General features: G+C 65.6%; 20 protein-coding genes, 2 tRNA genes and 1 pseudogene. 16 read left to right on the forward strand and 7 right to left on the reverse strand.

Annotation, left to right across the window (positions count from 1 at the left end; translation table 11 throughout):
• The coding region (locus tag G4L39_RS04335; protein ID WP_165106204.1) for a hypothetical protein at positions 1-466 on the reverse strand (466 nt) is incomplete at its 3' end.
• Between the two features lie 259 nt (positions 467-725).
• On the opposite strand from G4L39_RS04335, the gene G4L39_RS04340 reads away from it, so the two are divergent.
• From G4L39_RS04340 to G4L39_RS04390, 12 genes and pseudogenes are all read left to right on the forward strand, one after another.
• A complete protein-coding gene (locus G4L39_RS04340; protein ID WP_165106206.1) occupies positions 726-1,643 on the forward strand; it encodes an SCO family protein in 918 nt (305 codons plus the stop codon).
• 225 nt (positions 1,644-1,868) lie between these two features.
• Positions 1,869-3,164 (forward strand): diphosphate--fructose-6-phosphate 1-phosphotransferase, encoded by a 1,296-nt coding sequence (pfp, locus tag G4L39_RS04345; protein ID WP_165106207.1) that lies wholly within the window; start codon positions 1,869-1,871, stop codon positions 3,162-3,164.
• A gap of 355 nt (positions 3,165-3,519) precedes the next feature.
• Entirely contained in the window at positions 3,520-5,139 is a 1,620-nt protein-coding gene (locus G4L39_RS04350) for a multiheme c-type cytochrome (RefSeq protein ID WP_165106209.1), read from the forward strand.
• Positions 5,136-6,017, forward strand: a complete 882-nt coding sequence (locus tag G4L39_RS04355) for a cytochrome c3 family protein (protein ID WP_205880773.1) — start codon at positions 5,136-5,138, stop codon at positions 6,015-6,017. Before G4L39_RS04350 ends, G4L39_RS04355 begins: the two co-directional genes overlap by 4 nt.
• Positions 6,018-6,023: 6 nt before the next feature.
• Positions 6,024-8,231 (forward strand): TonB-dependent receptor, encoded by a 2,208-nt coding sequence (locus tag G4L39_RS04360; RefSeq protein ID WP_165106210.1) that lies wholly within the window; start codon positions 6,024-6,026, stop codon positions 8,229-8,231.
• Positions 8,232-8,289: 58 nt separating this feature from the next.
• Entirely contained in the window at positions 8,290-8,946 is a 657-nt protein-coding gene (locus tag G4L39_RS04365) for a 3-keto-alpha-glucoside-1,2-lyase-like domain-containing protein (RefSeq protein ID WP_165106212.1), read from the forward strand.
• Positions 8,947-9,165: 219 nt separating this feature from the next.
• Positions 9,166-9,465: a MerR family transcriptional regulator gene (locus G4L39_RS14570; RefSeq protein WP_205880774.1), complete on the forward strand. Its 300-nt coding sequence runs from the start codon at positions 9,166-9,168 to the stop codon at positions 9,463-9,465.
• The gene (locus G4L39_RS14575; RefSeq protein ID WP_240893798.1) at positions 9,443-9,721 is read left to right on the forward strand and encodes a PTS sugar transporter subunit IIA; all 279 of its coding nucleotides are present in this window, start codon (positions 9,443-9,445) and stop codon (positions 9,719-9,721) included. The genes G4L39_RS14570 and G4L39_RS14575 overlap by 23 nt, the downstream gene beginning before the upstream one ends.
• A 5-nt stretch (positions 9,722-9,726) precedes the next feature.
• Positions 9,727-10,020, forward strand: a pseudogene (locus G4L39_RS14910) (proton-conducting transporter membrane subunit); the annotation flags it as partial.
• A 239-nt stretch (positions 10,021-10,259) separates the two neighbouring features.
• Complete coding sequence (locus G4L39_RS14915) at positions 10,260-10,871, forward strand: NADH-quinone oxidoreductase subunit D-related protein (RefSeq protein ID WP_343203296.1); 612 nt, start codon at positions 10,260-10,262, stop codon at positions 10,869-10,871.
• Between the two features lie 7 nt (positions 10,872-10,878).
• Positions 10,879-11,655 carry an NADH-quinone oxidoreductase subunit B family protein gene (locus G4L39_RS04385; protein ID WP_425485732.1) on the forward strand — a complete coding sequence of 259 codons (777 nt, stop codon included), beginning with the start codon at positions 10,879-10,881 and terminating at the stop codon, positions 11,653-11,655.
• Between the two features lie 43 nt (positions 11,656-11,698).
• Positions 11,699-12,403, forward strand: a complete 705-nt coding sequence (locus tag G4L39_RS04390) for a PTS sugar transporter subunit IIA (protein WP_165106217.1) — start codon at positions 11,699-11,701, stop codon at positions 12,401-12,403.
• Positions 12,404-12,437: 34 nt separating this feature from the next.
• Here G4L39_RS04390 and G4L39_RS04395 read toward each other — a convergent pair whose 3' ends face one another.
• The 3 genes from G4L39_RS04395 to G4L39_RS04405 are packed head-to-tail and all read right to left on the reverse strand — an operon-like array spanning position 12,438 to position 15,141.
• Positions 12,438-14,069, reverse strand: a complete 1,632-nt coding sequence (locus G4L39_RS04395; protein WP_165106219.1) for a hypothetical protein — start codon at positions 14,067-14,069, stop codon at positions 12,438-12,440.
• A 24-nt stretch (positions 14,070-14,093) separates the two neighbouring features.
• The gene (locus G4L39_RS04400) at positions 14,094-14,552 is read right to left on the reverse strand and encodes a hypothetical protein (protein WP_205880776.1); all 459 of its coding nucleotides are present in this window, start codon (positions 14,550-14,552) and stop codon (positions 14,094-14,096) included.
• Positions 14,536-15,141, reverse strand: a complete 606-nt coding sequence (locus G4L39_RS04405; RefSeq protein ID WP_165106223.1) for an RNA polymerase sigma factor — start codon at positions 15,139-15,141, stop codon at positions 14,536-14,538. The genes G4L39_RS04400 and G4L39_RS04405 overlap by 17 nt, the downstream gene beginning before the upstream one ends.
• Positions 15,142-15,675: 534 nt before the next feature.
• On the opposite strand from G4L39_RS04405, the gene G4L39_RS04410 reads away from it, so the two are divergent.
• The gene (locus tag G4L39_RS04410) at positions 15,676-15,936 is read left to right on the forward strand and encodes a thioredoxin family protein (protein WP_165106224.1); all 261 of its coding nucleotides are present in this window, start codon (positions 15,676-15,678) and stop codon (positions 15,934-15,936) included.
• 208 nt (positions 15,937-16,144) lie between these two features.
• Here G4L39_RS04410 and G4L39_RS04415 read toward each other — a convergent pair.
• Together G4L39_RS04415 and galE are read right to left on the reverse strand one after the other, a co-directional pair.
• Positions 16,145-16,220: transfer RNA gene (locus G4L39_RS04415), tRNA-Ala, on the reverse strand.
• 434 nt (positions 16,221-16,654) lie between these two features.
• The gene (gene galE, locus G4L39_RS04420; protein WP_165106226.1) at positions 16,655-17,626 is read right to left on the reverse strand and encodes a UDP-glucose 4-epimerase GalE; all 972 of its coding nucleotides are present in this window, start codon (positions 17,624-17,626) and stop codon (positions 16,655-16,657) included.
• 277 nt (positions 17,627-17,903) lie between these two features.
• Between galE and G4L39_RS04425 the strand changes: the two genes are divergently transcribed.
• Both G4L39_RS04425 and G4L39_RS04430 read left to right on the forward strand, forming a co-directional pair.
• Positions 17,904-20,705, forward strand: coding sequence for a right-handed parallel beta-helix repeat-containing protein (locus tag G4L39_RS04425; protein ID WP_165106228.1), 2,802 nt, complete (start codon positions 17,904-17,906; stop codon positions 20,703-20,705).
• Between the two features lie 185 nt (positions 20,706-20,890).
• Positions 20,891-20,975: transfer RNA gene (locus G4L39_RS04430), tRNA-Leu, on the forward strand.
• Between the two features lie 43 nt (positions 20,976-21,018).
• On the opposite strand, the gene G4L39_RS04435 is transcribed toward G4L39_RS04430, so the two are convergent.
• Entirely contained in the window at positions 21,019-22,377 is a 1,359-nt protein-coding gene (locus G4L39_RS04435; RefSeq protein ID WP_205880777.1) for a (Fe-S)-binding protein, read from the reverse strand.
• 253 nt (positions 22,378-22,630) lie between these two features.
• Here G4L39_RS04435 and G4L39_RS04440 point away from each other — a divergent pair, with 253 nt between their 5' ends.
• Positions 22,631-23,623 carry an aldo/keto reductase gene (locus tag G4L39_RS04440; RefSeq protein ID WP_165106229.1) on the forward strand — a complete coding sequence of 331 codons (993 nt, stop codon included), beginning with the start codon at positions 22,631-22,633 and terminating at the stop codon, positions 23,621-23,623.
• Positions 23,624-23,845 lie beyond the last annotated feature (222 nt).

Genomic DNA, 23,845 nt, shown 5'->3' on the forward strand with positions numbered 1-23,845 from the left:
AAAACGCTTCCGCGCGTCCGGCGTAGGTCCAGCGGGCGGGGTCGGCCCGGTCGATGACCCACTGCACAAACTCTGCGTTGAGGTTCCAGAGCGCGGCAATCGAGGTGTCGGATTGTTGGCGCAGCCATTGGCCCAGCTGGGTCGGGTCGGCGAACTTTTTGACGCGGGCCAACGGGCGCACCAGTGGCTCGTCGTTGAGCCGTTCGGCGTCGGCCAGGCTGGCCCCGCCCGAGCAGAAGCAGTAGATCAGTTGGGCCACGATCAGCTCGGGACTGTAGCCGTGGGAGGTGCGGGTGCGCGGGTCCAGTCCGGGCAGGGCGCGGATTTTTTGCCAGAGGTCAAACTGCTGGGCCAGCGCTTCCAAGGCGGGCAATCCGCCCAGGGTGGACTGCTTTTGAGAGGCAACAAACTCGAAGCGGATCCTGGGCGAGCGTTTGGTGACGCTCGGCGTGTCTCGTTGCCGCATGGCGCGCGACGATATTCAACGCCGAACCCAAAAAAATCTTCACCCGCCGGCGAAAACTTCACCCGCCGGTGCAATACTTCAGGCGATGGCCAAGGTTTGGGGAAACCACTGGATTGGCCCCCGCCGACCAGTGCCTCCAACGGCCGGTCTGCCCTTGGGATGTCGCCCCGGGGCGCCCCCACTGCGCACAGGGCTCCGAGCCGGGCCCGGGGTAGCGGGCTTGCCGTTCTCCTGCGGTTGTCGCAGGCTCTTGAGGAGGATGAATAGGAACAGGATCCGGGTCTGGGCGTGTTGTCTGGCGTTGGGGCTGGCGGGTTGTTCGCGCGACTCCCAACCACTCGGGCCTGCGGCAGGCCCGCCCCTGGCCCCCCGACATTACGAGGTGCGCGGGGTTGTAATCGAGCTGGACCCGGCCCGCAGCAACCTGCTCGTACGGCATGAGGAAATCCCGGGGTACATGCGGGCCATGACCATGCCCTTTGCAGTGCGTGACACCAACCTGCTGGCCGGGTTGGCATCGGGCGATTCGATCCGGTTTCGGCTGGTGGTGACCGAGACGGACGGTTGGATCGAAACTCTGGAAAAGGTCAATACCCCCGCCACCAACCGTCTGCCGCTGACGGGACCGTTCCGGCTGGTCCGGGACGTGGACCCGCTTCAACCCGGCGACCTGCTGCCGCACTACCCGCTAACCAACCAATGGGGCCAACCCTTCAGCACCACCAACTTCCATGGACGCGTGCTGGTCCTTTCCTTCATCTACACGCGCTGCCCCTTCCCCACCTTCTGCCCGCGCACGATGCAGGAGCTGGTCCGGGCCTGGCACGCCCTTGCCGCCGACGCTGCCGCTCCTGCGAAAGTTCACTTTCTTGTTGTGAGTTTCGATCCCGAATTCGACACCCCCCAGGTGCTGCGGGCCTACGGCCAGAGCCACGGCGTGCCGGAGGAAGGTTGGACCCTGGCCACCGGCGCGCTGATCGAGGTCACCGCCCTGGCCGAGCAATTCGGGTTGACGTTCTGGCGCGAGGACGGTGGCTGGGCGCACAACCTCCGCACGGCCGTCATCGGCGCCGACGGTCGCGTGCGCGAGATCCTTGTGGGCAACCGCTGGACCGCTGACGACCTGGCACAGGCGATCCGAAAAGCCCTCGCGGCGGAAAAGCCGGCCATGCCGTAATCCGCCCGGCCTCTACGCGATTCCCTGCCGCGAGCCGCGCGATTCCAGCGCGTCCAACCGATCGCATCCGGTCCTTCCCCCGGCGCGGCGGGACCGGCTCCATCACGGAGTTGTTTTGACGTCAGGACGGTTTTTGGCAGACTACGGCGGAACGGGTCGGGCCCGGGCCTTACAAGTCCGGTTGAAACCCGGCCGCGTCACGATCAAAGGAGCTGAAGACGATTTATGGCAAACACAAACCGAGGCAAACTGGGCATTTTGGTCGGAGGTGGACCGGCCCCCGGGATCAACGGGGTGATCGCCGCCGCCACCATCGAGGGCATCAATCAGGGGTTCGAGGTCATCGGGTTCCGTGACGGGTTCAAGTACCTGGCCGAAGGCGACAGCCAGCGGTACACCCGCCTGACCATCGACGACGTCAAACACATCCACCTGCGCGGGGGTTCGATCCTGGGCACGGCACGGACGAACCCGGCCAAATCCGAAACCAGCATGCACAACGTGCTGGATGTGTTGAACAAGCTGGGCGTCACCGCCCTTGTGACCATCGGCGGGGACGACACCGCCTTCTCAGCCAGCCAGGTTTACAAGCGCGCCGAAGGCCGCATCCGGGTGGCGCACGTGCCCAAAACCATTGACAACGACCTGCCCCTGCCCGGATCCACACCCACCTTCGGATTCGAAACCGCCCGGCATTACGGGGTCCAACTGGTGCGCAACCTGAGCGAGGACGCCCAGACGACCTCGCGCTGGTACATCGTCGTGAGCATGGGCCGGTCGGCCGGACACTTGGCCCTCGGGATCGGTAAGGCTGCAGCAGCCACCCTGACCATCATCCCCGAGGAGTTCCGCGACCGCCCCGTCACCCTGGAAGAGGTCTGCGACATCATCATCGGGTCCATCATCAAGCGCCGGGCCATGGGCCGATACTACGGTGTGGTGGTCCTGGCCGAGGGCCTGATCGAAGCCATGGGCGAACAGGGCCTCAAGAACGCCGTGCCCGGCGGGCAGTTGGAGCGCTACGGCCGCGTCATCCGGGACGACCACGGCCATCTCCGTCTGGGCGAAATCGCCTTCGGCCGACTGGTCAAGGACACCCTCATGGCCCGGCTGGAGCCGCTCGGCCTCAAGATCAGCTTCATCGACAAGGACCTCGGGTACGAACTGCGATGCGCCGACCCGATCCCCTTCGATGCCGAATACACCCGCGACCTCGGCTACGGCGCCATCAAGTTCATCCTGTCGGCCGACGCAGCCAAGTACGGCGCCATCATCAGCTTCATCGACGGCAAGATGTTGCCGCTGCCGTTCGAAAAAATGCTCAATCCGCAGACCGGCCGGTTCACCGTGCGCCGGGTCAACGTGGACGGCGAATCCTACGAGTGCGCCCTCCACTACATGATCCGACTCGAACGGTCCGACTTTGAGGACGTCTCCCAACTGGCCCGCCTGGCCGCCGTGGTCAAGATGACACCCGAGCAGTTCAAACAACGGTTCGGTTACCTGGTCGGCATCGCCTGACCCGCCCGGGCCTACGGAACCGTTTCGAAACTCCGCCGCCGCAGGCTCGCTCCACCATCGCCTGCGGCGGTTTTGCTTTTCCCGCATCGTCCGCCCCGCCCCTCACGCCCCCTTCCGCCACCCCTGACGGCAAGTATGGGGAAGCGTTCGGCAATAAACGTTTGGCCGCCCACCCTGTGGGGTCTCCAGGCTGGGAGTGACTATGGTCCGGCTCACCCATTGTCGGAGCGCCCGGGCGCGATCCGGCGCCGGGTCCCGTGCCATTCCGCCCACGGAAGTACGCCTCGGGGTCCGGCCTGTACCCGGTCGTGGTTGGTTCCGGGGTTGCCGTGCCCTTCGTCTCAGCTTCCGGGCCATGGTGGCCGGGGTTCTGGCGGGCTGTGTGACGGCATCCGCACAAGCGCCGCACCTGAACCGTCTCGTGCGGGGTGGCATGCCCGGCCTGCCCGTGCTGACCGGCATCGAGTTCACCACCAACGGCCTGCGCCTGACCTGGGAAGGTCCGCCGGGCTACTACCGCGTCGAATATCGAACCAATCTAACCGCACCGTGGCGCCCGTTGACCCCGGCGACCAACCATCTCCGGGTAACAACCGTCGCGGCCCCGGCCCAGGCGGCGTTTTTCCGCGTGGCGGGGCCCGCCCCCAGCTATGCCGGGGCGGAGGCCTGCGCCACGTGTCATGCCGACATCCATGCGCAGGAAATGCAAACCCGGCACGCCGCGGCCCTGGCCTCACTGGAACGGGTGGGACAGGCCGATAATCCGGCTTGTTTGCCCTGTCACACCGTGGGTTATGGCCTGCCCGGCGGGTTCATCAACCGGACCCTGACACCCCACCTGGGTGGCGTGCAGTGCGAGAGTTGTCACGGCCCGGCCGGCATGCATGCAGCCAATGAAACCGATCCCTTGTTCCGGCCACGGGTCGAGGTCGCCGCCCAGATGTGCGGCGGTTGTCACAACGCCGACAGCCACCGGACACATTTCGAGCAATGGGCCGGTTCCTCCCACGCCGTGGTGACCGAGGACATGAACCCCTCCGGCCGGATCAACGCCTGCGGTCGATGCCACTCGGGTACGGCGCGGTTGGCGCTGCTGAAGGGGGCCGATCCGGTGGCCACCGTTACGGGCGATGCCAACATGCCGGTCACCTGCGTGGTTTGCCACGACCCGCACCGCGACACCGGTCAGCCGGCCCAGCTGCGGAATCCGTTGGTATCGTTTGCCGATTACTCGCTCGGCACCGGCGCGAACTTTGCCACGGCCTACAATCCGAACATCCAGCTCTGTGCCCAATGCCACAACCAGCGTGGCGCCTCCTGGACCTCCAACACCCGGCCGCCCCATCATTCACCGCAATACAACATGTTGCTCGGGACGGCGGGATTGACACCGGCGGGTGTGGCATCGCGCCCGGCCGCCCACGCGTTCCTGGAGAAACAATGCGTGAGCTGTCACATGGCCACCGAAGGCGGTCAGGACGCCGCGCACCCGGCCTTTTCGGGCCACACATTCCGGGTTGAATCCTACGATTCGTGCCGGAGCTGCCACCCGCAGCCGGAAACACTGGCTGAATTCACGCAATCGCTGGTGCAGATGCAAATCCAGCGCGTAAAGGCGGCCCTGGATGTGTGGGCGCTCACCCGTGCGCCCGAACCACTGAGGAAGTACGGTGCGCTGGCTTGGGAGTACGACATCCCCGGAAGCCTTTCCAACCCTTCGGGGTCCCCGCAGATTCGCGGCCCCCGCAGCAGCACCAACCCGGCCCAGGACGAACAGGCCCTGATCCCGGAACGAATCCGGAAGGCACGATTCAACCTGTATCTGGTGGCCTACGACGGCAGTCACGGCGTGCACAACGGGCCGCACGCGGCACTGCTCCTGGACACGGCCCTCCAATGGGTGGCCCAGGAACTGCAACTTTCCACGACCTCAGGGGCCCCATGGCCCGTTTCAACTCCCGAGGCACAACCATGAGCGACCTCCATCACACGGCTGGTGAGCCGGACAACGTCCGACGGGGACGCGGCCGCAGCCTGCTGCGATCAGCCCCGGGGATCCTCACGGCCTGCGCCGCCGTTGCCCTGGCCGGTCTGGCCTGCCGCACCGTCAACCGGGCGGTGGTCACCCTGCCGGAGGTGCCCGGCGCAACCTACGTCGGCAACAAGGAATGCGAGACCTGTCACGAGGAAATCGTGCGGGACTTTGCCACGGCCGATCACGCCCGCCTGATGGTTGCCGGACCCCGCGCCGTCGCCGTGGGATGCGAGTCCTGCCATGGACCGGGCAGCCTGCACGTGGAATCCGGCGGGGAGGTCAAGCCACCCTACAGCTTCAGCCCGGGCCGGCCGCTGCCCCCGGGCGATCATCCGATGACAGCCCGGCCCGAGCAACGGGCCGTCGAAACGGTCTGCTACCAATGCCACGGCCACGTCCGGGCACAGTTCAATCTCCCATCCCATCACCCCCTGCCCGAAGGGGACATGACCTGCACCCGGTGCCATCCACCCCACAAGGGCAGCGCGCACGTGGCCGGGGGAACCCGCCTGCGCGCCGCGGAGGAAAACTGCCTGGAATGTCACCCGGCCCAGCGCGGACCCTTTGTCTTCGAGCATGAAGCGCTGCGGGAAGGCTGCACGGTTTGTCACGTACCCCACGGGAGCATCCATCCCAAGTTGCTGATCACCCGCGACAGCAATCTTTGCCTGCGCTGCCACTTCCAGCAGGTCCAGGGCGGCGTGTTGCGGATCGGCGGGGTGGACCACACCACCCGCGTGCGCCAGGGCACCTGCTGGACAGCCGGTTGTCACGAAGCCGTGCACGGCTCGCGTGTGAATTCCTCGCTCCGGTTCTGATGTCCCATGAAATCCGCCCGTCCCCAATCCCAGCCCCGGATTCGAACCCGCCGGCCGGTGCCGTGGTGGACCAGCCTGTTCCTGGCGCCGGCAGTCTCGCTGTTTTCCCCGGGCGCCGCAGCCCGGGAAACCGGAACGGACACGACCCCGCCCGGCACGGAAGCCTCAAAAGCTTCGACAACCGACTCCGCAGAAACCGACGCACCCGGCACCGAAATGCTCTCCCCGCAGCAGTGGTTCGAAGGCGGTGCCGAAAACTACAACAACTGGATCGAGTTCGCCTTCGGTGGCCTCCTCACGCGCGGCAACCGGGCCGAAGCCCAGGCCCGACACCAGCTCCGCGACGGCGTCTTCGGCGGCATCCGGGACCTGCATTACCAGGCCGAGGTTGCCAAGGGTCTGCAGCTCAGCCTGGACGGCCGCGCCCTGTTCGATGAACGGGATTACCGACTGACGCTGGACCTCACCAAAGAGGCAGCCTGGTTCCTGAGATTCCACGCCTCCCAATCGCGACTCTGGTCCCCGGCAGCCGGCGGCGGCTACGGCCCCGACAACCACTGGTACACCTTCCCCGGCGAAGACGTGTGGGGACTGGACCGCACCGAGCTGGGCGTGGAAGCCGGTCTGACCCGTGAAAACCTGCCCCAGGTCACCTTCCGCTACCGTCACCGCACCCGCGAAGGCACACGCGACTCCACCACCTGGGGCATGGCCCATCCCTCCACCACCAACCCGAACCGCGCCCTCGGCACAAGCCCGGCCTTCTACGACCTGGACGAAGTGGTGGACACCTTCGAACTGGACGTCAAACACCGGATCAAACAGACCGATGTCGGCCTCGGCCTGCGGTACGAAACCGCCGACCTCGACAACGCCCGCAAGGTGCTCGAATACCCGGGCGAACCCGTCGAACGAAAACTCACCGACCGCCAGGGAACCCAATACGACCTGTTCAGCGTACATGCCTGGACGGAAACCTGGTTGCGGAAAAACCTCTTCCTCTCCACGGGCTACCTCCACGCAAACCTGGACAGCGACTTCGACGGCAGCCGCATCTACGGCACCGACTTCGACGTGGGCTACGTCCCGGGTTACCCCCTCGGCTACACCTCCCTGACCGGCGGCGCCCAACAACGGGAACATGTCTTCAACGCCAACCTCATGTACCAGCCGCACGCCCACTGGACCCTCATCCCCTCGCTGCGGGTCCAAAAACTCGATGCCGACGCCAACACCTCCGGCCAGGGCACCCTCGGCAGCGCCGGCAGCCTCTTCTCCGCCCGGTCCGAACGCGATCTGATTGACGTGCGCGAACGACTGGAAATCCGTTACACCGGCCTCACCAACTGGTCGTTCCAAGCCGTGGCCGACTGGACCCAGAGCGACGGCAGCCTCGATGAACTGGGCGGGTTGAGCCTCGTGGGCGGCACCGGCGTGGCACCCGTCCAGCGCAAAACCGACGACAGCCGCTTCTTCCAAAAATACAGCCTCGGCGCACGCTGGTACGCCACCCGCTGGGCCACCCTCCAGGCCGGCGCCTACTTCAAACGCAACCGCTACGAGTACGACCACACCACCGACAGCACCGCCAACAACAGTTTCAACCGGTACCCCGCCTACCTCGAGTACCAACGATTCGATACATGGGACGCCCACGCGGTTTTCACACTGCGGCCCTGGACCCGACTGAACCTCATCACCCGATACGAATTCCAGCAGTCCACCGTGGACACCCGCCCCGACACCGCTTCCGGCCTGGGCCAAACCGAGTCCGCCGACATCACCTCCCACATCGTCCAGCAAAGCGTCGGGTTCACCCCGTGGTCGCGACTGACCTTGCAGGGCAGCTGGAGCTACGTGTGGAGTGAAATCGAAACCCCGGCCAGCCAGGTAACCCGGGCCCTGTTGGCCTCCCAGAACAACTACTGGATGGCCCAGCTCAACGCCCTGTTCGTCGTGGACGACCGCACCGACCTGAACACGGGCTGGTTCTACTACCGGTCCGACAACTTCGAGGACACCTGGGCCGACGGCCTCCCCCTGGGAGCCGGCGTGGAGGAACAGGGCGTCACCGCCACCTGCACAAGGCGCCTCAGCCCGCACTTGCGCCTGACCCTCCGCTACGGCTACGTTCATCACCGCGATGAAACCTTCGGCCAAAGCCGCAACTACGAGGCCCACTGGGTCGCTTCCACCCTCCAATACCGTTTCTGAAACACGGCCGGGCACACGGCTGCCCGGGACGGTCCTGCCGCTTGTCGCAGCCCTTGCTGTGGCGTTGTGGAACGCAGGCTGTCGCACCCCGCAACCGGCCGACACAGCCCTGGAACTCTTCAATGGCCAAAACCTGGCCGGTTGGACCCATGTGCTGGAAGACCCCACCGTGCCCATGGAGGCGGTGTGGTCCGTGCGCGACGGTATCCTGATCTGCCAGGGTAAACCCACCGGCTTCCTCCAAACCACCCAGCGCTTCACCAACTTCAGGCTCTTCGTCGAATACCGCTGGGCCCCCGGAAAAGAACCCTCCAACAGCGGCATCCTCACCCGAATCCAGCCGCCGCCCCGTCCGTTGCCCCGATGCGTCGAGGTCCAGCTCCGCCACGGCAACGCCGGCGACGTAATCGGCCTCCAGGGCATGCGCATCGGTGCCGGGCAGCTCCGCCACTTCGAGGGTCGCAGCCCGGCCGTGGGTGACATCAGCGGCGTGCGCAAGTTGGTGGACGCCGAAAAACCACCGGGCGAATGGAACCAGGTCGAGATCCTGGCCAAAGACGACGAATACACCGTCTGGATCAACGGCCAGCTGGTGAATCACGTCCGGTCCGTAACCCGGGCCGCCGGACCCATTGGCCTTCAGTCGGAAGGCGGCGAAATCCATTTCCGTCGGGTGCGTCTGATCCCCCTTCCTTCAGCCATTTCCATCCGCTAACATTCCCTGCCCCGGCGTCGCAGGCCCGAAAGAATGACCCGGGGCCCGTGCGACGTCCGTGCACCGCCGTCCGATCCGCAGAAACGCCTTTTTCCGCGGTCAAGACCGTGCTCCCTCGCCGGTCCGCTACAACGCTTTACTCATTCTGCATCAACCTCTTACCTCATCGATCACGACGAATCTCCCGCCTTTGCCGCAGGGGTTCAGCGCTGTCTTCACGTGACCCAGCAGGCGACATTTCCGGCGCATCGGGTGGGCGGCCAGTTCCGATTCAACCGGGCTGAGCTGATCGAGTGGGCCACTGCCCACAAGATTAACGTGGGACCGCAGATTTTTGACGAGCCCGAGGCGGCGGGGCCTTTGCCAACCCTGGCGGAAGCCCTCGAGGCCGGCGGTGTTTTTTACCGGATTGGCAGAGCCGACAAGGAGGCCGTGCTGGCCAACGTGGTCGAGTACCTTCGCCTGCCCGAGGGGACCGTTGCATGTGGACCGGCCCATGATCACGCTTTGTTTCCTTGAGAGGCCGGTGGGTTTCGGCGCGCTGGGCGGACAGCCGGTCCATGCGGTGTTCACCCTGGTCAGCCCCACCGTGCGCGCCCACCTGCACCTTCTAACGCGCCTGGCCTTTGCGCTCAGGGACGAGCACTTCAAACGGGTGGTCCAGGAGGCCGCCGGGCGGGATGCCATCCTTGCTGCTGTACGCGATCTGAGCCGGCGCCTGGAGGCGGCCCGGATTCAATCCGCACCTGCAGAACAGGAAAGGAGTGCGCCATGACCTTCATGGTGTTGGCGTTGGCGGTCTGGGTTGTGTCGGGCCTCGGAGCGTGCCTGGCCTCGCGTTCCCGCACGACAAGTTCGTCGGTGGCCGTGCTGGGAGCGGTCTTCGGCGGGATCCTGGCTGCGGTTCCGGCGGCCCGCGTATTGGCCGGGCGTGAGGTCCTCTCGTTCAGGGCGCCGTGGTCGGTACCGTGGGGGGAGCTGGCCCTGCGACTGGATGGGTTGTCGGCCTGGTTCGTCTTGGTGATTGTGTTCGTGTCCGTGCTGGCGGCGGTGTATGGCGCGGAGTATCTGGCTTCGGCGCCGGCGCGGAAGTCTCTCGGGCCATCGTGGTTTTTCTTCAATCTGCTCGTGGCGAGCATGGTGCTGGTGGTCCTGGCTTCCAACGCCGTCTTGTTCCTGGTGGTTTGGGAGTTGATGGCGCTGGCCTCGTTTTTCCTGGTCACCTTTGCAGACGAACACGAGTCTGTCCGGCAGGCGGGCTGGGTGTATGTTGCGGCCACACATTTGGGCGCGGCCTGGTCCGCCCCGGCGGGGTGGGCTTTGACCTCGACCCCGGCGGAGTGGCGGAACTCCGACAACGGCTGGCGTTTCGCGATGCAGCCGACGCGATCGAACTGTTGTGGAATACGTCCTCCGTACGCGCGCGATTCGAGAATGCCGGCCCCCTGACGCGGGAAACGGCGTTGGCCCTGGGCCTGGTGGGCGTGGCGGCGCGGGCCTGCGGAATCGAACGCGACGTGCGCCACGAGTTCCCCCATGGCATCTACCAGTTCGTCCAGATTCCGGTGTCCACGTTCCCCACCGGCAACGTGTTCGCCCGCGCCTACGTGCGCTGGCTGGAAATCCAGCGAAGTGTCGCATTCATCCGCGAGCAACTCGACGCTTTGCCGGAAGGTCCCGTGCAAAGCGAACTGAAAGCGCTCCCGCCGCACGCAGCGGTCGTGTCCCTGGTGGAGGGCTGGCGCGGCGAGATCTGTCACGTGGTCTTGACGGATTCAAACGGCCGGTTCGCCACCGACAAAATCGTGGACCCTTCCTTCCACAACTGGGCCGGCCTGGCAATGGCACTGCGGGACCAGCAAATCTCCGATTTTCCTCTCTGCAACAAGAGCTTCAACCTCAGCTACTGCGGCCATGACCTCTGAAATCCCCGTGCTCAATGTCGTCGCCACCCAACTCCGCCAGGGACACCGAACCATCCCTTTCCCGGATGCACCCCCCACGTTGCCGGAACGGTTCCGGGGCAGGCCCGTCCCCAACCCCGCACAGTGTCCGCCGGAGTGTCAGGCCTGCACGGAGGTCTGCCCGACCGAAGCCATCACCCGGGTGAACGGCCGGATCCGCATCGATCTGGGTCGCTGCCTTTTTTGCCCGGAATGCGAGCGGTCCTGCCCCGGCAAGGCGATCCGTTTCACCCGGGAATACCGTCTGGCCACCCGCACCCGGGAGGACCTCGTCATGACCGGCGAAGCCCTCCGACTGGCCCGTGCCCTGGACGAAAAAGCGCGGCGATTGTGGGGTCGGTCGCTCAAGCTGCGCCAGGTCAGCGCCGGCGGATGCAACGCATGCGAAGCGGATGTGAACGTTCTGAACACGGTCGTCTTCGACCTGAGCCGGTTCGGCATCCAATTCGTCGCATCACCCCGGCACGCCGACGGCCTGCTGGTCACAGGCCCCGTCACGGAAAACATGCGCGTGGCGCTGCTGAAGACCTATGAAGCCGTGCCGCCCCCCAAACTCGTGATCGCCATGGGCGCCTGCGCCATCAGCGGCGGACCCCACGTGGACCATGCCGATCAACACAACGGCGTCGGCACATTCCTGCCCGTGGATCTGTTCATCCCCGGCTGCCCGCCGCACCCGATCACAATCCTCGACGGACTGCTCCGCCTGCTGGGGCGGCTGGACGAGTCAACCGATCCCGCTTGAACATTGACGGGCAGGGTCGGCCGGCCGACATTCCAGCCAGCGCATGCCGTACCGCACCCTGACAATCGAACAAGCCGCCCAGCTCCTGCAGCTGCCGGTGCAGGAGATCGAGCGCCTCGTCAAAAAACAACTCATCCCCTTTGAGCGTCGTGCCGGCCGCATTGTCTTTCGAAAGGCCGAGCTGGAGGACTGGGCCTCCCAACGGATTCTGAGTGCCGACGCCGATGAACTGGCGCAATTGCATCCGCCCCGCCGCGGAACCGCAGCGGCCAGACAACCCTTGTTGCAAGACCTCCTTCAACCCGAGTGGGTGGAACCGGCCCTCCCGGCCCGGACTCGTCCCTCCGTGATCCGCGAGATGGTGGCCGTGGCAACCCGCACCGGTTGGGTGCATGACCCGGCCGAGTTGGTCGAAAGCCTCGAAGCTCGCGAGAAACTCTGTTCGACGGCCGTGCCGGGCGGTGTGGCCTTCCTCCATCCCCGGGTTCAACAACCCTGGCGGTTTGAACGCGCCTTCATCGCCCTGGGCCGAACGCTCCATCCCATCCATTTCGGTGCGCCGGACCAGGAACCCACCCGGCTGTTTTTCCTGCTCTGTTGCCTGGATGACGCCTCGCACCTGACCCTGTTGGCGCGGCTCTGTTTGCTGGCCCAGCGCACGGCCATGATTGAAACCCTGCTGGCGGCGCCGGACGCCGCCGCCATGTGTGAGGCGGTGCTGTCGGCCGAGGCCGAGGCTCTCGGCTGAATCGAGCACGGATTTTCGAAAGCCCCCAACCCCTTCAACGCGGACCCGTCCGGGCATGCGGCGGATGGGTCGAAGAGTCGGGCCCGGCCAGAGCCGGCACGCGCCAGACAAGGTCGCCCCACAGCGACCTATTCCCACCCACAAGGCGCCGGCTTAATGGGGGCTTACCCTGATCGTCCTGGCGGTTCCAACCTACTGAGTAAAGCAGGAATGACCGGGGACTCTCCCGACGGTACCGCAACGGTTGCCCATCCCAGGGATCCAATGCCCAACCGGGTGTACCACCCGGGAACGCCAGAGTTTCCGGATACTCCCCATGTTCAAGCCGATAAAGTTCCAAATGAATGGCGGTCCGGGCCAGATTCACACCGGTCTGCGCCGTGACAGCTCGTCGAATGCATTGAACGATCGAGGGGCCGGTCAGGTGGACCAGGAAATCGTACACGCCGCCCCTCCCCTTACGAACAGACTCCTCCAACCCTTCCAAGGCGTTCCAGTCCGGTACCGACCGGTGGGTCTCAGCGGCCAGATCAAGAGCGCTCGAGTAAAACCGACTCAACCGGGCCATGTTCTGCCAAATCCATCCGTCAGGCATCAGCCGAACCGTCCAATCCACGACAGTTCGATCCGTCTGCTCCGGAAGCACGGCAGCCATCATCGTATCACGGCTCCTTCGTAACGACTCCAGCGTACTCAGCAGGGAGATGCGCTCACCAAAGATGGCCCTCGCCAGGTCTTTTCGGAAATCCACCCGGGCCAGTTCCGCATCGCAGGCCCGCCATTGCTCACGGTCCCAAGCCCCGGTCACCATGGCTTCCCACGGGACCTGCAGTGTCCACATCTGTTCTGTCCAGCGCACCATCTGGCTTATCAACAACGGCTCCTCTTCCAGAGCCGCCACCAAACGACGCGCGGTCATGTAATCCCGAAAGGCCGCCTCCGGCCGACCTTGCCGCAAATGGCATAAACCTCGCAGGACCAGGGCATGAATGTGACTTCGTAGAACCGCAAGGTGGGGTAACAGGGCATTGAAACCGTCCTCGTACCGAACGGGAAACCACGCCCGGGGCCGTCGCGCCGCCTCCTCAATGGCCCGAAACTGTTCATCGTAAAGCCCGAGGACCATCAACACCTGCTCCTCAGCCGGCGCCCCTTCGGGCGCCACCGGAACCGGGCGCTCCACCCAATCGGGTCGGTCCGGATGACGATACGCATTGGCGATCGCCTCCATGTCCACGACAAGACCCCTGTACCAAGTGGGAATGCCTCCACCCGGGATTCTGTAGCCGGGCAGCTCCAACTCGATTTTGGCCCTTCGGGAAGCACGGGTAATGGCCTCATGCCGGTCGCTCAGCCCCGGCGCCGTCAGGCAGTCCTTCATTGCCTCAAAGAGCTCCGCATAAACGGGTGCCGCGGCCAGATTCTCCTCGTCAGGCGGCGCCGGCGACAGCAACTCGCGCCAGGTCAGCGGTTCCCCCGCCTGACGCAGCCGCGCTTCCTCCCTCTTCCACGCACGCCAGCCCCGGTAGTCCTCAACGCCGTAAAACAGCGCCACACAGGAAGCCAAAACCAGCAGCACCAGGAGCGCCTTGCGCCAGATTGACCCGGGCCCACCGGGGACCTTTTGGGTGCTCGAAACCATGGAAGAATCCGAGTTTTGGTTCATAACGCGCTCTCCATCCAGGGCGGCTTACACAGGGCAGAAACCGCCCGGTCGCATCATCCACGACACCGGCTCCGGCGCCCCCACTTCACGGGAAGGCGGTTCAGCACCCGGCGTCGTCCCGCCCACAAGGACATCCTGCAAAGGCTCCAACAGCCGCTGACGCAACAGCGCCCGCTCCTGCAGCTCTGCGCGAGAGAGTCGGGGCCTCTGCACTGCCGCGGCCGCCAGATCATTCATCCGCACCTCCCATGCCACCCAGCCCTGCAGGAGCCCTGTAATCAACCAAACCACCGCCAGAGCCCAGCGTACCGGCCGTGGCGGCAGAAACGCCCGGAACCACCGGTGCCACCCCGCGCAACCGGACGCCGCTTCGGGCGCGGGCCTGTGCCGGGAAAGGGCACGAACCGCTTGCTCCCGCACCGCGTCCAAACGAGGGGTCACGGCTCGGTGGCGATCGAACAATACTTCACGCGGAGTTCTCATGGGTGGATCCGGATTGGTTCAGCATTTCGGCACATTCGGCCCGCAGACGACGACGCGCGTGGTACAGCCGACTTTTGACCGTACCCACCGGCACATCGAGAATCGCGGCAATCTCTTCCAAGGGAAATTCCTCCAGAAAGTGCAGCACCACCACGGCCCGCTGAGGCTCCGGCAAAGCAGCCAGGGCACGAAAAAACCGGGCTTCGTCCTCCCGCCGGATCAACCACTGGTCCGGCAGCGGCTCCGAGTCAGCCATCGGGACCGTCCCCTCCAACTCCTCCTCGGCCGGGACGGCGGTCCGACCCTGTTCGCGACCCCTGCGGCGCAGGCAATCCCAACACCGCTGTCGTGCAATGCGGAACAGCCACGCGCCAACCCGCGCCGGATCCCGCAATTCTCCCACATGACGGATGGCCCTCATGAAAGTCTCCTGCACAATGTCCAGAGCATCGGCCTCGTTCTGCACCATCTCCCGGACCCACACAAAAAGCGGCAACTGATAACGCCGAAACAGCCGATCCCAAACCACCGGATCGCCCGCCCGGGCGCGCTCCCACAGTTCCTCCGTCCATTGGCCGTCGTCGCCCATTCCCACAAGAAGGAACGCACACGCGCCCCTTCGGTTCAATCACACACGCCCACAGCGAAGCGCGAACCGGGACGCCAACACGGACGCCGCTCCAACAGCCCCCTCCTGCCCGCCCAACCCGAGCACATCGCGGCTCCGGGCCGGACGGCGGCCCCGCACCCCGGACGAGTGCCGGCGCCACCCCCTCCATGCCGGGCTGGAGTTCTCCCGACGCACCCCGGCACACCGCGGTCCCACGCGCCTTGCCGCAAACGTCAGCCCCGCAACCGGATACCGCAAGGGCCGGCCACGCACCGGCCGGTTGACATGAGTTAGCTGATTGGCTAATGATGAAACAGGTAAGGTCGGCTGCACCCTGCAGCCGAACCCGGGCCGGCCGGAGCACAGTCCGCCCCCGCAAGCGCCCGGCACACACAAGCCCGGTGGCAGGGCCGCGGCAACCTCGCGGAGCCGGGGGCCAAACCGAACCGGCAAAAGTCGCCCGGCGCTCGAGCGAAGGTCCCGAGCCCGGCCCATTACAAACAACCAGATGCCATGAACACGCTGCTGATTCTCGGAACCGGATGCGCCAAGTGCCAAACCCTCGCAGAACGAACGGAACAGGCGGCACGCGAGTTGGGCCTGACCTATGAACTTCGGAAAATCACCGACCTCCGGCAGATCATGGCCCTGGGCGTAATGTTAACGCCCGCCCTCGTCGTCAACGGAGCCGTCAAGGTCAGCGGCAGAGTCCCGTCCGTGGAGGAACTCAAGCAGATCCTTCAACAATCCGCAGACGGACAAGCCCGAACGTGACGGCGTGGCGCGGCCGGTGCGGCGGCACACCCGCCCGCAGCCCAAGACCGTTCCCTCTCCTCCGCCGCGCCCCTGCCCCACGATCCCCTCAGTCCCCTGCACCCCAAAGCCGGGTTGTCAACTGCACCAGCCCACGACCGATTTCGGAACCGGAAGGATCAGGCGTTGGGAGACCGGTCACGGCTCCGCAGCCGGGGCAAAAGAAAACTGGTGGAGCCGAGGGGACTCGAACCCCTGACCCCCACAATGCCATTGTGGTGCTCTACCAACTGAGCTACGACCCCACCGAACTGAGGCCAATCTACCGCCGGCAGCCCGTTTGTCAAAGGCTTTGTGGAGCCCGGGACGCAAGGGCGTATCCCGGTTTTCCTTGCAGCCCGGGATCGGCCGCGGACTTTCACCCCGGCGATGCCAAATCCCGCTCGACCACCGGATTCAACAGCTCTGGACCAAAACATCAAGAAGTTCGCTGAGGCGGTTCCGGAGGTGATGGCGGCAGCCCCTGTCACACAGGCCGGGCACCACCCCATAAACGTAAGGGGTAAAAAACCGGCATGTCCCCAACGCAGGGTTCAACCAGGACCGTCCCCCGGAAAGCCTGTGCCCGGACGCGCGCACAAGGACAACCGCAAAGTCTGCCGACGCGGCGCGTCGAACCGCCCCGTCTGTAACCACGCATCCCCCGCGTGGGCGGGCACAGTAACGCCCCCACAAACCCTCAGTCCGGATAGCCATCCGGATATTTCTGATGCCAGGCCCACGCCGTGGCAACGATGTCCTCCAACGCCGGCCACCGGGGTTTCCAACCCAGTTCCCGCATGGCCCTGGCCGCCGAGGCAACCAGGCGCGGCGGATCGCCGGGCCGCCGCGGCTTCTCCACAGCCGGAATGCGCCGGCCGGTCACACGCTCGCAAGCGGCAATCACCTCACGGACGGAGTAGCCCCCGCCATTGCCGAGATTGTAGAAGCCACAAATGCCGGGCTGGAGGGCCAGAATGTGCGCCTCCACCAGGTCCACCACGTGAATGTAATCGCGGATGCAGGTTCCGTCGGGGGTGGGATAATCGGTCCCGTAGATTTCCACGTGGGGTTTCTGGCCCAGAGCCACCTTCAACACATTGGGAATCAGATGGGTTTCGGGCCGGTGATCCTCCCCATGGCGCTCCGTGGCGCCGGCGGCGTTGAAGTATCGGAAAGCCACAAACTCCAGCCCGTGGATCCGGTGATACCACGTGAGAATGCGCTCGAACATGAGCTTGGCTTCCCCGTAAGGGTTCACCGGCCGTTGCGGCGCGTCCTCGGTAATCGGAACCTGCTCGGGATGACCGTACGTGGCGGCGGTGGAGCTGAAGATGAACTTGCGCACGTTCTGGGCCCGCGCCGCCTCCAAAAACTCCAGACTGCAGGCCACGTTGTTCCGAAAGTACTTGCCGGGATTCTGCATGGATTCGCCCACCAAAATGTCACCAGCAAAATGCAACACCGCCTCGGGCCGCACCTCGGCCATCATCGTCGCAATATTCCCCGGCTCAAACGGCCGCCCCTGAATGAACCGGGCCCGCGGATCCACGGCTGACCGGTGCCCCTGCCAAAGGCTGTCGTACACGATGACCTCGTGACCCCGGTCGCAGAGAAGTTCCGTGCAAACCGATCCGATGTAACCCGCTCCTCCCGTGACCAACACTCGCATGGCGCGGCAGGCTAGGGCACCCACACGGTCGGCTCAACGCAAAAGGCCCGTCTCGGAGAAGCCTGCACAGGAGCGCAGCAGGAACCCAACAGACCGCGTCCAATCCGGCACGCACCTGCCAACCGTGTCGAACCCCGCTGCCGGCGACCCCGGCCGGGTCGGCCTCAAGCACCGCGCCCACATCAAATCCGCCAAGCCGACCGGGAAGCGCACACGGAAGCGCGACGGAACCTTCGCTTGCCCTTGTCGGACCCTGTGTTACAGTGCCCACGTCGCCATGGGAACACGCCATTGGGTGGGGGATCACCGGAAACGTCGGGCCGGATACTTTGCGTGGTTCTTGGCTTGCGCCGTTCTCGTCAACAGAACGGTCGAAGCCGCCATTTACACCGTCACTCACACCGGCGACAGCGGGGCCGGCTCGCTACGGCAGGCCATCCTGGACGCCGAGAACAATCCGGGGCCGGACTCCATCCGTTTTCAAATCTCCGGCACCGGACCGTTCACCATAAACCTCCTGAGCCCGCTGCCCGCCCTACGCGAACCCTTGACCGTGGACGGCAGCACCCAACCCGGCTACAACGGCGCCCCATTGATCGAACTGAACGGCGCGGCAGCAGGCGCCAACGCCCACGGACTCTACCTGTTGACGTCCAACTGTGTGATCCGCGCGCTCTGCATCAACCGGTTCAGCGGCGACGGCATCCGCATCGAATTCGGTTCCAGTAACGTGGTCGAGGGATGTTACATCGGGCTTCGCCCGGACGGGCGCACCGCAGCCCCCAACCAGCAGGGCGGCATCACAATTCGCAGCGCCGGTAACCGCGTCGGCGGCCCCGAACCCCTCCAGCGCAACGTCATCGCCGGCGGCAACCAGGGCGGCGTTTTCATCCTGGACCCGTTGGCCGTCGGCAACGTGGTTCAAGGAAACTACATCGGCGTGGACGCCACCGGCACCAATGCGCTGGGCAATCTTCAAAACGGGATCCTGATTTCCGCCGCGGCCGGCAACCTGATCGGTGGTACCCACAGCGGCGCGGGCAACCTGCTGTCCGGCAATGGTCAGGCCGGCGTCTACCTCATGTATCCCGGCGCAGCTTTCAACCGCGTGGTCGGCAACCGGATCGGCACCGACGCCTCCGGCACCAAACCACTCGCCAACCTGTTCGGCGTCGTCATCCTCGGGGCAACCAGCAACTGGATCGGCGGTTTGGAACCCGGCTCCGGCAACCTGATCTCCGGCAACTCCTCCAACGGCGTTCACATCACCTTCGGCCCCGGCGGGGGCGGCTCGTTCAATCAACTGGCCGGTAACTGGATCGGCACCGACGCCTCCGGCACCAACGCCCTGGCCAACGGCGGCCGCGGCATCGAAATCTTCCGTGCCCCCGCCAATCGGATCGGCCCTTCCAACATCGTCTCCGGCAACCGGCTCAGCGGGGTGCTCCTCTCCGGCGCCGGCGCCACCAACAACGTGGTCTTCGGCAATCGCATCGGCACCGACCCCGACGGCACCGCGGCCCTCCCCAACCAGCTCGACGGCGTCCTCATCAACAGTGTCTCCAACAACCTCGTCGGCGGTACCCTGCCGGGCGAGGGCAACCTGATCTCCGGCAACCTCGGCAACGGAGTGTACCTTGCCGGCGCAACCTGCCGGGCCAACCGCGTCCTCGGGAACTTCATCGGCACGGATGCACGGGGACGGCAACCCCTGGGCAACGGCCTCTCCGGCGTGCGCATCGAAGGCCCGGAAAACCAAATCGGAGATGCTACACCGGGCGCCGGCAACGTCATCAGCGGGAACCTCGAAAACGGCGTGTTCCTGGTCGAACGCAGCGCTTCCAACAACGTCATCGCGGGCAACGTGATCGGCCTCGACTCCCAGGGCCAGTCCCCGTTGGGCAATCAGGTCGCCGGCGTGGGCCTCACCAACGCCCCGGCCAACCTCATCGGCGGACCGGACCCCGGCGCCGGCAACCTCATCTCGGGCAATGCCGACAGCGGCATCTACCTCATCGGCACCCTGGCCACAAGCAACCGGATCCAGGGCAACCAGATCGGCACCGACCGGTCCGGTACCCGGGCCCGACCCAACGGCCGCGACGGTATCTCGGGCTACAACGCGCCCAACAACATCGTGGGCGGCGACCTCCCCGGCGCGCGCAACCTCATCTCCGGCAACAACTGGAACGGCCTCTACCTGGCGGGCCCTGAAACCCGCGGCTGGTTCATCCAGGGCAACTGGATCGGCGTGCAGGCCGACGGCTGGAGCCCGCTGGGCAACCTCTACCACAACATCGAGTTCCTCACCAACAGCTCCCAACACCTCATCGGAGGCAATTCACCCTTCGCCGCCAATCGCATCGCCTGGGCCCGCAGCAGCGGCTGGGACGGGATTCGCATCCGCGCTGGCTCCACCAACATCACCATCTCCGGCAACGCCATCTTCAGCAACGGCGGCGCCTCCCCCAACGGCCTCGGCATCGACCTCGGCAACGACGGCGTCACCCCGAACGACACCTGTGACCCGGATACCGGAGCCAACTTCCAGCAAAACTTCCCCGTCCTGACACAAGCCGTGGCCTCCGCATCTGCACTGGCCATTCGCGGGTGGCTCGACAGCGCGCCCAATCAAACCTACGTGCTCTGGTTCTACGCGCACCCCACCAACGAACCTTCGGGCTACGGTGAGGGCATGTGGCCCCTGGGCCAGGCCACCGTCACCACCGGCGCAAATTGTCGGGGCATCATCGCCGTCACACTGCCGGTCACCGTGTTCCCGGGCCTGCAACTCACCGCCACCGCGACCGACCCCCGCGGCAACACGTCCGAATTCAGCCAGGCCATCCCCGTTCTGGCCGCCCCGCGGCTCGAAGTTCGTGCCGCCGCCGGAACCGGCACCTTCCTCCTCCGTTGGCCCGCCACAACCGCCGGATTCATCCTCCAGCAAACCACGAACCTCAACCCACCCGTGCTCTGGGAACCCGTCTCCGCCACCCCAACCCTCAAAAACGGTTGGTACGAGGTCCGGCTTTCAAACGCGCCCGCACCCCGGTTCTTCCGACTCCTCATGCCCTGAACCAACCCGCCACGCACCCGGTCACGAGCAGGCCATCCACCCCCGAACCGCCCGGCCCGCGGCCCGTCCGCCCAACCCAAACCCTCAGCCGTCCCGTGGACTCCCGCCCGCCGGCCCAAACCCTGTCAAACCTCGGGCGGACTTGAGAACGAACGCCTCCTGACGCATGCTAAAAGGTGCGGGTCGCGCGCGTGGCGGAATCGGTAGACGCGCCAGACTTAGGATCTGGTTCCGAAAGGAGTGGAGGTTCGAATCCTCTCGCGCGCACCATTCATCCTTTTCCCCGGCCCGCCCGGTCCACCGCTTCGCCAGCTCAACCTCGGGCATGCACCCCGGGCTCCGCCGCCCACCCCTCCTCGCACGCCCCGGCCCGGCGATACGCCTCCGCCAACAACGTCATGGGGTGAACCACCCGCAGCCGCAAGCCCGATCGCCGCACCCCGTTCTGCAACTGCAACAAACAGCCCGGATTCGCGTTGGCCACCACCGTCGCACCCGTACTCCGAATGTGCGCCATCTTCCGCTCCAGCAACCGATCCGCCATCTCCGGCTGGATCAGATTGTAAATCCCGGCACTCCCGCAGCACCAGTTCGCCTCCGGCAACTCCACCAGGGTCACCCCCGGAATGCTGCGCAAAATCGCCCGCGGCGCCTCCACCACCTTCTGCCCGTGCGACAAATGACACGATTCATGATACGTCACCACAACGGACGGCTGACCGTCAGCCCGGGGACGTCTCCACCCGATCATTGCCAGCCACTCATGCACATCCTTCAGTTTCCGGTCCCACAAACGCGCTCGCTCCGCATACCGCCGGTCCCCCGCCAAAAGCCGGCCGTAATGCTTCAAATGCGAGCCGCACCCGCCCGCGTTGCTGATGATCGCGTCGTACCGCTCCGGCGGGAACTGATCCAGGTTCCGCCGCGCCAGCTCCGCCGCCAACTCCAGTTCGCCATTGTGCGCGTGCAGCGAGCCGCAGCAGTGCTGATGCGGCGGCGTGTGCACCTCACAACCGTTCCAGGCCAGCACCTCCGCCGTGTCACGGTTCACCTCGCTGAACAGCACGTCCTGCGCACACCCCGTCAACAACGCTACGCGATAACGCCGTCGCCCCCTCGGCGCCATCACCGGCGGGATCAATTCATCCGAAAAAGCCGGGGCCACCCGGGGCGTCATCGCCTCCAGCTCCCGCCACCGCGCCGGCAACAATCCCAACAACCCACTTTGCCGGATCCACGCCTGCAGCCCGGTGCTCTGATACAACCGCAACAGGCGCGCCAACCATTGCAACCGCCCGGGCGCCATGAACAGCCAGCGAATCGTCACCGCGCGCACCAGCCGCCGAACGGGGCCATCCAACAACCGCCGCTCCTCCACCTCGGCCCGCGCCTGCTCGAACAATTCCGCATAATTCACCCCCGCCGGGCACGCCGTCATACAAGCCAGACAACCCAGACAAAAATACATCTCCTCGGCAAACGCCCGCGTCGGCTCCAACCGATCATCCGCAATGGCCCGCATCAGGGCGATCCGACCCCGTGGACTGTGCCGCTCCACCTTCGTGGCGTCGTACGTGGGACACGTGGGCAGGCACAAGCCGCAATGCATGCACTGCTGGACCACCGAGTAATCCAGACTCCGCAACCGCGATCTGACCTTTCCTCGATTCATGCAACCTTCCCGGCCCCGGAATCCGGTGCCCACACCGGCCGGCCCGCGCCGGGCCGGGCGGAACACCGCACCAACCGTCGCGAACGCTAATGCAACGGTACCCTTAGCATCAAATCCAAAGGTCCGGCCCCATCCCGACCCACCACCACCCACCCCCGGCCCTTACCCGGCCGCGACCACGATTTCCCCCCGGCCCGTTCACTCCATCGCCGGGTTGCAACCGAGCCGGCCTTGTGGCAATCATTAGCCTGCCATGCAAACGCCGAACCAGTCCCAACCCGGAGCGGTCCGAAACCCAAACCGCAACCCCACAGCCAACACCAGGACCGGTCGCATCCCACGCCGGGAATTCCTGCGTCGCACCGCCCTGGCCGCCAGTGCCGTCGCACTCACAGGTCCCTGGCTCCGCGCCGCTGAAGACCGACCCCGCTACTTCGATCCTTTCGAAACCGTGACCCTGGGCAAATCCGGCATTCGCACCTCGCGGTTCTCCCTCGGCACCGGCATGCGCGGCGGCAACCGCCAATCCAACCACACCCGCATGGGCCGCGAGAAACTCATGGCCCTGCTCCGCGAATCCTACGAGCGCGGCACCCGGCTGTTCGACCTCGCCGACCTCTACGGCACCCATCCCTACCTCATCCCCGCCCTGGAAGGCGTCCCACGGGACCGCTTCCAAATCGTCACCAAAATCTGGTTCCGACCCGGCGGCATCCCCGAACCCGAACGACCCGACGCCGATGTGGTCGTCGAACGCTTCCTGCGCGAACTCAAGACGGATTACATTGACCTGGTCCTGCTCCACTGCGTCACCTCCCCGGATTGGCCGAAGGAACTCAGCCGTCAGATGGAGATCCTGGCCAGGCTCAAGGAAAAGGGCGTCATCCGCGCCCACGGCGTCTCCTGTCACTCCCTCGAGGCCCTCAAAGCCGCCGCCAGGGAACCCTGGGTGGACTCGGTCCACGCACGCATCAACCCCTTCCAAATGAGCATGGATGGCCCGCCCTCGGAGGTGGTCCCCGTGCTCCGCGAAATCAAAGCCGCCGGCAAGGGCATCGTCGGCATGAAACTCGTCGGCGAGGGCCGTCTGCGCAACGACCCGGACAAACGCGACGAATCCATCCGGTTCGTCCTGCAGCTCGGTTGCGTGGATGTCCTGACCGTCGGTTGCGAATCCATCGCAGAGGTGGACGATTTCACCGCGCGCATGCGCAAAGTGCCGGTCCCCGAGCAAAAGGCCGCCTGACCCTCCAACCGCGCCGGTCCGATCCCGGCCCGCTCCGCGACCCAACCGCGGACCGCTCCTTCCGCCCGGCCCGTACGGCTCCCCGGCGGCATCGCCGCATGATCGCCCGCCTGCCCCACCACCCCGCCCCTCACGACCCAACCGCCATCGCCCCCGCCAACTTCCGATTGGCCTCACGCCCCGCTCCCTGCTACTCTGCCCTCGTGGCCAACCGGCCCGGCC

It is taken from the genome of Limisphaera ngatamarikiensis (genome assembly GCF_011044775.1).
Classification (GTDB): Bacteria; Verrucomicrobiota; Verrucomicrobiia; order Limisphaerales; family Limisphaeraceae; genus Limisphaera; species Limisphaera ngatamarikiensis.